This window comes from Streptomyces sp. NPDC096012, from assembly GCF_040426375.1.
Lineage (GTDB): Bacteria > Actinomycetota > Actinomycetes > Streptomycetales > Streptomycetaceae > Streptomyces.
Map to the genome: position 1 here is coordinate 20,955 of NZ_JBEOTD010000010.1, position 11,217 is coordinate 32,171.

General features: G+C 70.5%; 14 protein-coding genes. 7 read left to right on the forward strand and 7 right to left on the reverse strand.

Features of this window, described 5'->3' with window-relative positions:
• Positions 1–86: 86 nt before the first annotated feature.
• Positions 87–419 carry a DUF952 domain-containing protein gene (locus ABVB68_RS12820; RefSeq protein ID WP_353601082.1) on the forward strand — a complete coding sequence of 111 codons (333 nt, stop codon included), beginning with the start codon at positions 87–89 and terminating at the stop codon, positions 417–419.
• Positions 420–549: 130 nt separating this feature from the next.
• Here ABVB68_RS12820 and ABVB68_RS12825 read toward each other — a convergent pair whose 3' ends face one another.
• The 3 genes from ABVB68_RS12825 to sodN all read right to left on the reverse strand — a co-directional run bounded on the left by ABVB68_RS12825 (position 550) and on the right by sodN (position 2,167).
• On the reverse strand, positions 550–966 hold the full coding sequence (locus ABVB68_RS12825; protein WP_353601083.1) for a VOC family protein: 417 nt from the start codon (positions 964–966) through the stop codon (positions 550–552).
• Positions 967–1,011: 45 nt separating this feature from the next.
• Complete coding sequence (locus ABVB68_RS12830; RefSeq protein ID WP_353601084.1) at positions 1,012–1,413, reverse strand: helix-turn-helix transcriptional regulator; 402 nt, start codon at positions 1,411–1,413, stop codon at positions 1,012–1,014.
• Between the two features lie 358 nt (positions 1,414–1,771).
• The gene (gene sodN, locus ABVB68_RS12835; RefSeq protein ID WP_143627044.1) at positions 1,772–2,167 is read right to left on the reverse strand and encodes a superoxide dismutase, Ni; all 396 of its coding nucleotides are present in this window, start codon (positions 2,165–2,167) and stop codon (positions 1,772–1,774) included.
• 144 nt (positions 2,168–2,311) lie between these two features.
• On the opposite strand from sodN, the gene sodX reads away from it, so the two are divergent.
• Entirely contained in the window at positions 2,312–2,746 is a 435-nt protein-coding gene (sodX, locus tag ABVB68_RS12840; RefSeq protein WP_353601085.1) for a nickel-type superoxide dismutase maturation protease, read from the forward strand.
• Here sodX and ABVB68_RS12845 read toward each other — a convergent pair.
• Complete coding sequence (locus ABVB68_RS12845; protein WP_353601086.1) at positions 2,650–3,279, reverse strand: CGNR zinc finger domain-containing protein; 630 nt, start codon at positions 3,277–3,279, stop codon at positions 2,650–2,652. The genes sodX and ABVB68_RS12845 overlap by 97 nt on opposite strands.
• A 99-nt stretch (positions 3,280–3,378) precedes the next feature.
• Here ABVB68_RS12845 and ABVB68_RS12850 point away from each other — a divergent pair, with 99 nt between their 5' ends.
• The gene (locus ABVB68_RS12850; RefSeq protein ID WP_353601087.1) at positions 3,379–4,137 is read left to right on the forward strand and encodes a class I SAM-dependent methyltransferase; all 759 of its coding nucleotides are present in this window, start codon (positions 3,379–3,381) and stop codon (positions 4,135–4,137) included.
• Positions 4,138–4,492: 355 nt separating this feature from the next.
• Here ABVB68_RS12850 and ABVB68_RS12855 read toward each other — a convergent pair whose 3' ends face one another.
• Genes ABVB68_RS12855 through ABVB68_RS12865 form a run of 3 tightly spaced genes read right to left on the reverse strand, consistent with a single transcriptional unit; the run spans position 4,493 to position 7,205 of the window.
• Positions 4,493–5,245: an amino acid ABC transporter ATP-binding protein gene (locus ABVB68_RS12855; RefSeq protein WP_353601238.1), complete on the reverse strand. Its 753-nt coding sequence runs from the start codon at positions 5,243–5,245 to the stop codon at positions 4,493–4,495.
• 41 nt (positions 5,246–5,286) lie between these two features.
• Positions 5,287–6,216, reverse strand: a complete 930-nt coding sequence (locus ABVB68_RS12860; protein ID WP_353601088.1) for an amino acid ABC transporter permease — start codon at positions 6,214–6,216, stop codon at positions 5,287–5,289.
• A gap of 32 nt (positions 6,217–6,248) precedes the next feature.
• A complete protein-coding gene (locus tag ABVB68_RS12865; protein WP_353601089.1) occupies positions 6,249–7,205 on the reverse strand; it encodes an ABC transporter substrate-binding protein in 957 nt (318 codons plus the stop codon).
• A gap of 577 nt (positions 7,206–7,782) precedes the next feature.
• On the opposite strand from ABVB68_RS12865, the gene ABVB68_RS12870 reads away from it, so the two are divergent.
• The 4 genes from ABVB68_RS12870 (at position 7,783) to ABVB68_RS12885 (ending at position 11,113) form a co-directional block, all read left to right on the forward strand.
• A complete protein-coding gene (locus ABVB68_RS12870) occupies positions 7,783–9,006 on the forward strand; it encodes an NAD(P)-dependent malic enzyme (RefSeq protein ID WP_353601090.1) in 1,224 nt (407 codons plus the stop codon).
• Positions 9,007–9,251: 245 nt separating this feature from the next.
• Positions 9,252–10,217: a zinc-binding dehydrogenase gene (locus tag ABVB68_RS12875; RefSeq protein ID WP_353601091.1), complete on the forward strand. Its 966-nt coding sequence runs from the start codon at positions 9,252–9,254 to the stop codon at positions 10,215–10,217.
• Positions 10,218–10,346: 129 nt separating this feature from the next.
• Positions 10,347–10,556, forward strand: a complete 210-nt coding sequence (locus tag ABVB68_RS12880) for a helix-turn-helix domain-containing protein (protein ID WP_353601092.1) — start codon at positions 10,347–10,349, stop codon at positions 10,554–10,556.
• On the forward strand, positions 10,556–11,113 hold the full coding sequence (locus ABVB68_RS12885) for a Clp protease N-terminal domain-containing protein (RefSeq protein ID WP_353601093.1): 558 nt from the start codon (positions 10,556–10,558) through the stop codon (positions 11,111–11,113). The genes ABVB68_RS12880 and ABVB68_RS12885 overlap by 1 nt, the downstream gene beginning before the upstream one ends.
• Positions 11,114–11,217 lie beyond the last annotated feature (104 nt).

The window sequence follows — 11,217 nt, forward strand, 5'->3', positions numbered from 1 at the left end:
CGAACCGGGAGGCGCGCGGGATGCGTGTGTCGGGAAAGCGCCGCCCGTGGACGCGCCGCGCCGGGACGCCGCCGTAGCGTGGGCACATGCCGAAACTGCCCCGCATCTTCCATGTCACCGAACGCGCCCTCTGGGAAGCCGCGCACGAACGCGGCACCTACGAGATGTCCACCCGTGGCCGCACGCTCGTCGAGGAGGGCTTCATCCACTTCTCCACCCGTGAGCAGCTCCCGCGTGTCGCGGAGCTTCTCTACGGCGACTACGCCGGCCCGGACGAACTGGTCGTCCTGGTCGTCGACCCGGCCCGGGTCGGGGTTCCGGTGAAGTACGAGGCGGTGCGGCCGGGCGGAGAGGAGTTCCCGCACGTGTACGGGCCGGTGCCGGTCGACGCCGTGGTGGACGTGGAACCCTGGGGGTGACGGGCCGCAGGGCCGGCGCCGCACAGCGTGACCCGCACCCAGGCCGGGGCCGGAGCCCCGGCCGGTCGGACGGACATGCCGGGGCCGGAACTCCTCCCGCTCGCCGCGGGGTTCGGGCGAGCCGCGGGCTTCACTCCGCGGGGCGCTGCAGGAAGCGCAGTTGGTTGCCCGCCGGGTCGCGGAACGCGCAGTCCCGCACCCCGTACGGCTGGTCCGTCGGCTCCTGCAGCACGTCCGCTCCGGATTCCCGCACCCGCTCGTAGAGCGCGTCGCAGTCCTCGGTGGTGAAGATGACGCCGCGCAGCATGCCCTTGGCGAGCAGCTCGGCCATCGCCTGCCGGTCGGCGGGGGAGGCGTCCGGGTTCGCGCCGGGCGGCTCCAGCACGATCTCCACGTCCGGCTGGAGGGGTGAACCCATGGTCACCCACCGCATGTTCTCGAAGCCCACGTCGTTGCGGACCTCCAGGCCGAGCACGTCACGGTAGAAGGACAAGGCCTTGTCGTGGTCGTCCACCGCGATGAAGCACTGCTTGAGTTTCACGTCCATGGGGCCACGCTAGGCCGCTTCGGTGCGCTCCGCGCGAGAGTCGGTTCAGTACGGCCGGCGGCGCGGGCGGGTGAACGTACGGGCCACGCAGGACGGGATCACCGCGCTCGGCTCGTGGTCACGGGCCCGGTAGGCGCTCGGTGTCTCGCCGACCAGCTCGGTGAAGCGGGAGCTGAAGGAGCCCAGGGAGGTACAGCCGACGGCGATGCACACCTCGGTCACGGTGAGGTCGCCACGGCGCAGCAGTGCCTTGGCCCGCTCGATCCGGCGGGTCATCAGATAGCTGTACGGCGTCTCGCCGAAGGCCTTGCGGAAGCTGCGCTGGAAGTGGCCGGCGGACATCAGGGCGTCGCGGGCCAGCTCGGTCATGTCGAGCGGCTCGGCGTAGTCGCGGTCCATCCGGTCGCGCACCCGGCGCAGCCGTCTGAGGTCCTCAAGGACGGTCATTGCCCCAGCCTCGCACAGGACCGCACCACACGGCCCCTGCGGTCCGACGGCCCTGGTCGCCGTCCACCTCGCCCACCGGCCCTCCGCCCGCGCCCGCCGGGACTCGGTGCCGGGGGGTCTCCGGCTCGGCCGGATCGCCTCCGCGTGTCCAGGTCGCCTCGGGCGGCATCCCGGGCGCGTGCGGGGAGGTGCCGGCGTACGGGCTCCGCCTGATCGCGCCGCGGTTCCACCGGGCGCCCGTGGCCGGACGCGAGAAGGCCGCACCCGGGCCGTGGGATCCGCCGTGTACGGCGGGCCCGGGACCGGGTGCGGCCAAGGGACGCTGCGATGGGGACCGCAGGTCAGGAGGCGTGGAAGGTCACGCCTTCTTGGTCTCCCAGAAGATCTTGTCGATCTGGGCGATGTAGTCCAGCGCCTTCTGGCCCGTCGCCGGGTCGGTGGACGCCTTGGCGGCCGAGAGAGCCTTCAGGGTGTCGTTGACCAGCTGGTGCAGCTCGGGGTACTTCTCGAAGTGCGGGGGCTTGAAGTAGTCGCTCCAGAGCACGGAGACGTGGTGCTTGGCGAGCTCCGCGCGCTGCTCCTTGATGACGGTGGCACGCGTCTGGAAGTGGGGGTCGTCGTTGCCGGCCATCTTTTCCTGGACAGCCTTGACCGACTCCGCCTCGATGCGGGCCTGGGCCGGGTCGTACACGCCGCAGGGCAGGTCGCAGTGGGCGCTGACCTTGACCTTGGGGGCAAACAGGCGGGAAAGCATGGAGCATTCCTTCCTCGTGATCGTCTTCTCAGGTGCGACATTACTCCCTGAGCAAGGCGATTTCTCGGGTGCCCCCTAGGGCTTAGGGCAAAAGTCCAGGGTCAGACTGAGACTGGTGGAGGAACGGACCGGGGAGGTGCCGGGATGCCGGAGCTGTCGCAGGACACCGAGCGGGGGAGGGCCGTGGCGCCCTTGGGGCTGGCCGAGGTCACGGGCCCTTCGATGGCGCCCACGCTCCAGCACGGCGACCGGCTGCTGCTGCAGTACGGGGCCGTCGTCCGACCGGGGGACGTGGTGGTCCTGCGGCACCCGTTCCAGCAGGACCTGCTGGTCGTCAAGCGGGCCGTGGAGCGGCGCGAGGGCGGCTGGTGGGTGCTCGGGGACAATCCCTACGCGGGTGGGGACAGTACCGACTACGGGGTCGTGCCGGACGAACTCGTCCTCGGCAAGGCGTGGTTCAGGTACCGGCCCCGGCCCACCGGTCAGCGCTCGCCGCTGACGCTGGCCCGCTGGGCGCTCTCGGCCGCGAGGCCGCTGTTCTCCGACCGGTCGGCCTCCAGGCGCTTGCGGGCCCGGTAGGCGGCCACGTTGGCGCGGGTCGCGCAGCGGTCGGAGCAGTAGCGGCGGGAGCGGTTGGTGGAGGTGTCGAGGTAGGCGTTGCGGCACGGCGACGCCTCGCACAGACCGAGGCGGTCCACGCCGTACTCGGTCAGGTGGAAGGCCAGCCCCATCGCCGCGATCGCCGCGTAGCCCGCGGTGGCGTTGGACGGGTGGTCGGCCAGGTGCATGTGCCACAGGGGCCGGTCGTCCTCGTCGCGGTGGTCGTGCCCGGAGATCTGCGGGCTCACCGGGAACTCCAGCAGCAGCGAGTTCAGCAGGTCCACCGCGAGGGTCTCGTCGCCCTGGTCGGCCGCCTCGAAGACCGCGCGCAGCCGGGCCCGGACGGAACGGAAGCGGGTGACGTCGCCGTCGGTGGCGCGGCGGGCCGCCGACGCGTTGGCGCCGAAGAGATCGCGGACGGCCTCGACCGAGGTCAGGGAGTCCTTGCCCCGGACCGGTTCCTCGCTGTTGACGAGGCGGACGGCGTAATCCGAGTAATAGGCCAGTTCCACTTGTAGTCCTTACGGAGGCGCTCTATGGTCGTGTCTGCGGTCGGGTAACAGCCGGTCGTCAATCCAGGGTATTACGCGCGGCGAGGGGAGAGAGGTTCCATGACCACGAGCACCGGAACCGACTGGGCGGCCTGGCAGGAGAGCTGGGACCGGCAGCAGGAGTGGTACATGCCGGATCGCGAGGACCGCTTCCGGATCATGCTCGACATGGTCGAGGCACTCGTCGGCACCGCACCGCGCGTCCTCGACCTGGCGTGCGGCACCGGCAGCATCAGCGCCCGGCTGCTGGCCCGGTTCCCCCAGGCCACCAGTACCGGTGTCGACCTCGACCCGGCCCTGCTCGCCATCGCGCGCGGCACCTTCGAGGGCGACGACCGGGTCTCCTTCGTCACCGCCGACCTGAAGGACCCCGGCTGGCCGGCGAAGCTGCCGTACGACTCCTACGACGCCGTCCTGACCGCCACGGCCCTGCACTGGCTGCACAGCGAACCCCTCACGGCCCTCTACGGTCAGGTCGCGGAACTCGTCCGGGCCGGCGGCGTCTTCATGAACGCGGACCACATGATCGACGAGACGACGCCCCGGATCAACGAGGCCGAGCGCGCCCAGCGCCGCGCCCGCATGGATCAGGCCAGGCGGAACGGCGCCCTGGACTGGGCCGAGTGGTGGCAGGTGGCGGCCGAGGACCCCGTCCTCGCCGGACCGACCGCCCGCCGCTTCGAGATCTACGGCGAGCACGCGGACGGGGACACGCCGTCGCCGGCATGGCATGCGCGGACCCTGCGGGAGCAGGGGTTCGGTGAGGCCCGGCCGGTGTGGTGCTCCCCGTCGGACACCTTGCTGCTGGCACTCAAGTAGGGCCGGCCGCTTCCGGCGGGGCGGGGTGAGAACGGCCGCCCCGGGCGGAGCGGGAACGGCGGCCGGGCGGGGCGGGAACGGCGGCCTCGGGCAGGCCGCCGCCGGGAACGGCGGCCCCGTGCGGAGCGGGAACGGCGGCCCCAGGCGGAGCGGGAACGGCGCCGCCAAGAACGGCGGCCCCGGGCGGAGCGGGAACGGCGCCGCCGGGAACGGTGGCCCCGGGCGGGGCGGCGCCGGGAACGGCCTTCGGTTCCGGCAGATACGCATCGGGCGCCGTTCCTCCGGGATCGAGAGGAAACGGGCCGGGGCGGAAGGGAGTCTCCCTTCCGCCCCGGCCCGTTCGACTCCTCGGGGGTCAGAGGACCTTCGACAGGAACGACCTGGTCCGCTCGTGCTGGGGATTGGTCAGGACCTCGCGCGGGTGGCCGGACTCGACCACCACGCCGTCGTCCATGAACACCAGCGAGTCGCCGACCTCACGCGCGAAGCCCATCTCGTGCGTGACGACGATCATCGTCATACCGTCCTCGGCCAGGTCCCGCATCACGTCGAGCACCTCGCCGACCAGTTCCGGGTCCAGTGCCGAGGTCGGCTCGTCGAAGAGCATCAGCTTCGGCTGCATCGCCAGCGCACGGGCGATGGCCACCCGCTGCTGCTGTCCGCCGGACAGCTGCGCGGGGTAGTGGCCCTTGCGCGGGCCGAGTCCGACCCGGTCCAGCAGACGCTCGGCACGCTCCCGGGCTGCCGCCCTGGTCTCGTGCTTCACCTGGACCGGCGCCTCCATGACGTTCTCCAGAGCCGTCATGTGCGGGAAGAGGTTGAAACGCTGGAACACCATGCCGATGTCCCGCCGCTGCGCCGCGACCTCCCGCTCCTTCAGCTCGTAAAGCTTGTCGCCCTTCTGCCGGTAGCCGACCAGGTCGCCGTCGACGTACAGCCGGCCGGCGCTGATCTTCTCCAGGTGGTTGATGCACCGCAGGAAGGTGGACTTGCCGGAGCCGGACGGGCCGATCAGGCAGAACACCTCGCGCGGGTTCACCTCCAGGTCGATGCCCTTGAGGATGTGCGCCAGGCCGAACGACTTGTGCACGCCCTCGGCCTTGACCATCGGTCCGCCGCCGCTCGGGGTGATGTCCTTGCTGAGACTGCTCATCGGGCCACCTCCGGGCGCCGGAACGAACCGAACAGGCGGAGGTTCTTCTTCAGCCGCTGGAACGGGGTCGGCGGCAGGCTGCGCGTCGAGCCGCGGGCGTAACGGCGCTCCAGGTAGTACTGGCCGATGCTGAAGATCGTGGTCAGGATCAGGTACCAGATGGAGGCCACGAAGTACATCTCCACGACCGCCAGCGAGGTGCTGGAGATGTCCGTGGAGCGTTTGAGGAGTTCGGGGAACTGCACCGAGTAGGCGAGCGAGGACGTCTTCAGCATGTTGATGAACTCGTTGCCGGTCGGCGGCACGATCACCCGCATCGCCTGCGGCAGGATCACGCGCCGCAGCGTCCGGCTCTGCGTCATGCCCAGCGCGTGCGCGGCCTCGGTCTGTCCCTCGTCCACCGACTGGATGCCGGCCCGGACGATCTCGGACATGTACGCAGCCTCGTTCAGACCGAGTCCCAGCAGAGCCGCCAGGAACGGGGTCATCACCTGGTTCATCTCGTCCTTGTAGAACCCCAGGTTGAGGATGGGGAAGATGAGCGAGATGTTGTACCAGAGCAGCAGCTGCACCAGCACCGGGGTGCCGCGGAAGAGCCAGATGTACGCCCAGGCGACGGTGCTGGTCACCGGGTTCGAGGACATCCGCATCACCGCGAGGACGATGCCGAGGGCCAGACCCAGGACCATCGCGAGCACCGAGATGTACAGCGTGTGCCACACGCCGGACAGAATCGTCCCGTCGGTGACGTAGTCCGGGATGATGCCGTAGTTGATCTTGGCGTTCGAGAAGGCGATGCCGATCAGCACCAGGACGGCGATGACGGCGGCGCCCGCCACCCAGCGGCCGTAGTGGCGCACCGGAATGGCCTTGATCTGCTCCGGCGGCACCGATGGCGCCGGAGTCTTGTCGACCGTGTCAGTCACAGTGACAGCCCTTCAGTCTCCTCGAGCCTGCTTCAGGAGCCGCCGTTGATCTTCGCCTCGGTGACCGCGCCCTGCGTGACGTTCCACTTCTCGAGGATCTTCCGGTACTCGCCGTTCTTGATGATCGCGTTCACGGCGGCCTGGATCGCGTCGCGCAGCTGGGTGTCGCCCTTGCTGACCGCGATGCCGTACGGGCCGGCCTCGATCTGCTCGCCGACCACCTCGAAGTCCTTGCCGCCGCCGGAGGTCTTGGCGTTGTAGGCCGCGACGGGGAAGTCGTTCAGGTCGGCGACGGACGCGCCCTGCTTCAGCCGGAGCAGCGCCTCGGGGTCGGTGTCGAAGGTCTGCAGGTTGATCGCCGGCTTGCCGTCCTTCTTGCACTTCGCGTTCTGCGCCTTGGCGATGCCCTCGGAGGTGGTGCCGCGCTGCAGCGCCACGACCTTGCCGCACAGGTCGTCCAGGGTCTTGATGCCCTTGGGGTTGCCCTTCTGGACGAGGATCGAGGTGCCGGCGGTGAAGTAGTCGACGAAGTCGACGCCGTTGCCGACCTTCTTCCCCGACTCCGAGTCGATGCCGTTCTGACGGTCCTTCGTGTCGTTCATCGCCGACATGATCGCCTTGGCCCGGCCGCTCTGCAGACCCACGATGAGCTGGTCGAACTTGCCGTTCTGGAAGTCGAACGTGACGCCCAGCTGCTTGCCGAGGGCGTCCGCGATGTCCGGGTCGATGCCCACGGGCTTGCCGCCCTGCATGTACTCGACCGGCGGGTACGCGATGTCGGAGCCGACCTTGATGACGCCGGCCTTCCTGATGTCCGCGGGGAGCTTGCCGGCGAGCGGAGCGGCGGCCGACGAGCCGGGACCGGCGGCGTTGCCCTTGTCCGTCTGGTCACCGCAGCCGGTGAGGATCAGGGCGCCGGCGACCGCGATCGCACCGACCGCGGCAGTCCGGGTGCGAGCGGTCGTACGACGGGTGGAGCTTGCGGTCATGGTGGTTCCTCCGGCGGAAGGGAGTGGAGATGCCGTTGGGTCGACGACAGCACACACCATCGGGTGCCGCGACCTCGTGGGTTTACGGCATCCTGCCATTCGGACTACGCCAATCAGGCGACTCGATATGTCAAAATCGGATAACGGGTGACCCCCGTGTCCCGTCAGGTCCCGTGACTAAGGGGACTTGAGAGCCGCAGATCTGCGGAAATCTCCCTCGCCGGCCGGAAAATCTTCGGGCTGTCTCACGATGTGGTCGACAGTTGTGCGTGCCGTGCAACATGGCCCGGCTACCGGCGAGTCACAAGAGTGTCGTGCTCGCGCCGGCTCCGTGTCGTCCACGTGGGGCGGTTCTGGTCTCCAGATGTGACCTTGCACCTATTGGACTCGTCGTGAGCGCCGTCCGTCCGGTAAGAAGGTTCTTTACACCCCTCATCCGGGGCTCAGGGCGCGTGTGCGGCGCGCCCGTCGCGTATGTGCTCGTACGTATCCGCAATCGAGCCGTGCGCGGTGCCCGCCCACCCCTCACCAGGAGTGGTCGACCCTCAAACCATGCATAGCTAAGGGGTAAAACAAAGTGGCAGCGGAGATCGTCAATCCTCGCAGCGACGGCGGCACGGACCAGGACGGCGGGGCCGAGCCCCTCGATTCCTTCGATCCGGCGTTCGCGCTGCACCGCGGCGGCAAGATGGCCGTGCAGGCCACCGTGCCGATCCGCGACAAGGACGACCTTTCCCTCGCGTACACGCCCGGTGTCGCGCGCGTGTGCACCGCGATCGCTGAGCAGCCGGAGCTGGTCAACGACTACACCTGGAAGTCCTCCGTGGTCGCCGTCGTCACCGACGGCACCGCCGTGCTGGGGCTCGGGGACATCGGTCCCGAGGCCTCCCTCCCCGTGATGGAGGGCAAGGCGATCCTGTTCAAGCAGTTCGGCGGTGTCGACGCGGTGCCGATCGCGCTCGCCTGCACGGACGTGGACGACATCATCGAGACCGTGGTCCGGCTCGCTCCCTCCTTCGGCGGAGTGAACCTGGAGGACATCTCGGCGCCCCGGTGCTTCGAGATCGAGCGCCGGCTGCAGGAGCGCCTGGACATCCCGGTCTTCCACGACGACCAGCACGGTACGGCCGTCGTGACGCTCGCGGCGCTGCGGAACGCGGCGCGGCTCAGCGGGCGCGAGATCGGGCAGCTGCGGGCCGTCATCTCGGGCGCCGGCGCGGCCGGAGTGGCCATCGCCAAGATGCTGGTCGAGGCCGGCATCGGCGACGTGGCCGTGGCGGACCGCAAGGGCGTCGTGTCGGCCGGCCGTGCGGACCTGACGCCGGTCAAGAGCGAGCTGGCCTCCTTCACCAACAAGGCCGGCCTCAGCGGCTCGCTGGAGGACGCCCTCGCGGGCGCCGACGTCTTCATCGGCGTCTCCGGCGGCACGGTCGCGGAGGAGGCCGTGGCCTCCATGGCGGAGGGTGCCTTCGTCTTCGCGATGGCCAACCCGAACCCCGAGGTGCACCCGGACGTCGCGCACAAGTACGCGGCGGTCGTCGCCACCGGGCGCTCGGACTTCCCGAACCAGATCAACAACGTGCTGGCCTTCCCCGGGATCTTCGCGGGCGCGCTGCAGGTGCGGGCCACGCGGATCACGGAGGGGATGAAGATCGCCGCGGCGGAGGCGCTGGCCTCGGTGGTCGGTGACGATCTCGCCGCCGACTACGTGATCCCGTCGCCGTTCGACGACCGGGTCGCCCCCGCCGTGACCGCGGCGGTGGCCGCGGCCGCGCGTGCCGAGGGCGTGGCGCGCCGCTGACCGTCCCCCCATGGCCCCGTCCGGACGGACGGGGCCGTTTTTTTCGGCTCACGGCAATCGGCCGGGTGCTTCCGGCCACCGACCGGATGGTTCCGGGGGGCCTGCGGACCGGTCGGTGGGCCGGCCGCGGTGGGGCTGCGCCCGGCCGCGGCGGGGCTGCGCCGCAAGGGTGCCCTCGCGCAAGAGGGCATGTGTCACAGGGCCCCGCGGTTCCGCCGGCCGGACGGCCGACCTATCGTCGAGCCATGTTCGCTGTCTACGCCGCCCGAATCGACCGCGACCAGCCGCTCACCGGCCTCGAGTTGGGAGAGCGTCCGGCTCCCGAGGCCCGTCCCGGCTGGAGCACCGTCACCGTGCGGGCCGCTTCCCTCAACCATCACGACCTCTGGTCCCTGCGGGGCGTCGGCCTGCCGGAGGACCGGCTGCCGATGATCCTCGGCTGCGACGCCGCCGGCATCGACGAGGACGGCAACGAGGTCGTCCTGCACTCCGTCATCGGCCAGACCGGGCACGGCGTCGGCCCCAAGGAGCCGCGCTCCATCCTCACCGAGCGCTACCAGGGCACCTTCGCCGAGCAGGTAGCCGTACCGACCTGGAACGTCCTGCCGAAGCCGAAGGAGCTGTCCTTCGCCGAGGCCGCCTGCCTGCCGACCGCGTGGCTGACGGCCTACCGGATGCTGTTCACCAACGCCGGGGTACGGCCCGGTGACTCGGTCCTCGTGCAGGGGGCGGGCGGCGGCGTCGCCACGGCCGCGATCGTGCTCGGCAAGGCCGCGGGGCTGCGGGTCTTCGCCACCAGCCGGGACGAGGCGAAGCGGAAGCGGGCCCTGGAGCTCGGTGCCGTCGAGGCGGTGGAGACGGGAGCGCGGCTGCCGCAGCGGGTGGACGCCGTCATCGAGACCGTGGGTGCCGCCACCTGGTCCCACTCGGTGAAGTCCCTCCGGCCGGGCGGCACGATCGTCATCTCGGGCGCCACCAGCGGGGACCGGCCCTCGCACGCCGAGCTGACCCGGATCTTCTTCCTGGAGCTGAAGGTCGTCGGGTCGACCATGGGCACCAAGGAGGAGCTGGAGGACCTGCTCTCCTTCTGCGCCGCGACCGGGGTGCGGCCCGTGATCGACGAGGAGCTGCCGCTGGACCGGGCCCGTGAGGGCTTCGAACGGCTCGCCTCCGGGGAGCAGTTCGGGAAGATCGTGCTCACCACCTCCTGACCCCCCCCCGGGCCCTCTTTCGGGCCGGCGGGAATCCTCAGGCGGGCCCGGGTGCCGGGCCCGCCTTTTCCGCGCCCGGCATGTCAACCATGGTTGACATGCGAAGGAGTGTCAACGTAAATTGACAGCATGACGGAGGCAACCGATCTCGCCGAGCGTGCCGGCGACCGTGACCCGCGGGTCGGGCTCCAGGCCGTGGCCGCGCTGCGGCGCCTGCTGGAGCAGCTGGAAGCGGTACAGGTGCGCAGTGCGCGCAATCAGGGCTGGTCGTGGCAGGAGATCGCCGCGGAACTGGGTGTCAGCAGGCAGGCCGTGCACAAGAAGTACGGGAGGCGTTGATGTTCGAGAGGTTCACCAAGGATGCCCGGGCCGTGGTCGAGGAAGCGGTCGGCTATGCCCACGGCAGTGGGGCGCAGATCGTCGACGCCGAGCATCTGCTGCTGGCCCTGCTCGACCGTGAGGGCGGTCGCGCGTCCTTCGCGCTGTCCGCCCTCGGGCTGACGGAGCGCCGGGAAAGCGTGCGGCGAGCCCTGGCGGAGGCGCGACGGCGTGCCGGGCTGACCCGGGCCGAGGCGGACGCACTGGCCGGGCTGGGCATCGACGTGTCGGAGATCGTGGCCCGGGTCGAGGAGGTGCACGGCGTCGGGGCGATGTCCCGCGACCGGAAGGAACGGGCCTGGTGGACGGGGCGCCGTCCGAGCTTCGGCCGGGACGCGAAGGAGACGCTGCAGAGGTCACTGCGGATCGCCCTCGCCCGCCACGACCGGTACATCGGGGACGAGCACCTGCTGCTGGCGCTCACGGCCCGACCGGGGGTGGCGGCCGAGGTGCTGGCGGACCACGGCGTGACGCACGAAGGCGTGCGCCAGGTGCTGCACGAGGTGGGAGTGGGCTGACGGCCCAGGCCACCCCGGCCGCCCGGCTCCGGCCGTTCGGCTCCTGCCGGGGGTGGGGGTGGGGGTGGGCTGAGGGCCCGGACCATCTCGCCGCCCGGGCTTCT

Excerpts from the sequence above, each read along its gene's own strand:
- ABVB68_RS12820 (WP_353601082.1), top strand. The coding sequence starts at position 87 with ATGCCGAAACTGCCCCGCATCTTCCATGTCACCGAACGCGCCCTCTGG.
- ABVB68_RS12825 (WP_353601083.1), bottom strand. The coding sequence starts at position 966 with ATGGACGTGAAACTCAAGCAGTGCTTCATCGCGGTGGACGACCACGAC.
- ABVB68_RS12830 (WP_353601084.1), bottom strand. The coding sequence starts at position 1,413 with ATGACCGTCCTTGAGGACCTCAGACGGCTGCGCCGGGTGCGCGACCGG.
- sodN (WP_143627044.1), bottom strand. The coding sequence starts at position 2,167 with ATGCTTTCCCGCCTGTTTGCCCCCAAGGTCAAGGTCAGCGCCCACTGC.
- sodX (WP_353601085.1), top strand. The coding sequence starts at position 2,312 with ATGCCGGAGCTGTCGCAGGACACCGAGCGGGGGAGGGCCGTGGCGCCC.
- ABVB68_RS12850 (WP_353601087.1), top strand. The coding sequence starts at position 3,379 with ATGACCACGAGCACCGGAACCGACTGGGCGGCCTGGCAGGAGAGCTGG.
- ABVB68_RS12855 (WP_353601238.1), bottom strand. The coding sequence starts at position 5,245 with ATGGTCAAGGCCGAGGGCGTGCACAAGTCGTTCGGCCTGGCGCACATC.
- ABVB68_RS12865 (WP_353601089.1), bottom strand. The coding sequence starts at position 7,205 with ATGACCGCAAGCTCCACCCGTCGTACGACCGCTCGCACCCGGACTGCC.
- ABVB68_RS12875 (WP_353601091.1), top strand. The coding sequence starts at position 9,252 with ATGTTCGCTGTCTACGCCGCCCGAATCGACCGCGACCAGCCGCTCACC.
- ABVB68_RS12880 (WP_353601092.1), top strand. The coding sequence starts at position 10,347 with ATGACGGAGGCAACCGATCTCGCCGAGCGTGCCGGCGACCGTGACCCG.
- ABVB68_RS12885 (WP_353601093.1), top strand. The coding sequence starts at position 10,556 with ATGTTCGAGAGGTTCACCAAGGATGCCCGGGCCGTGGTCGAGGAAGCG.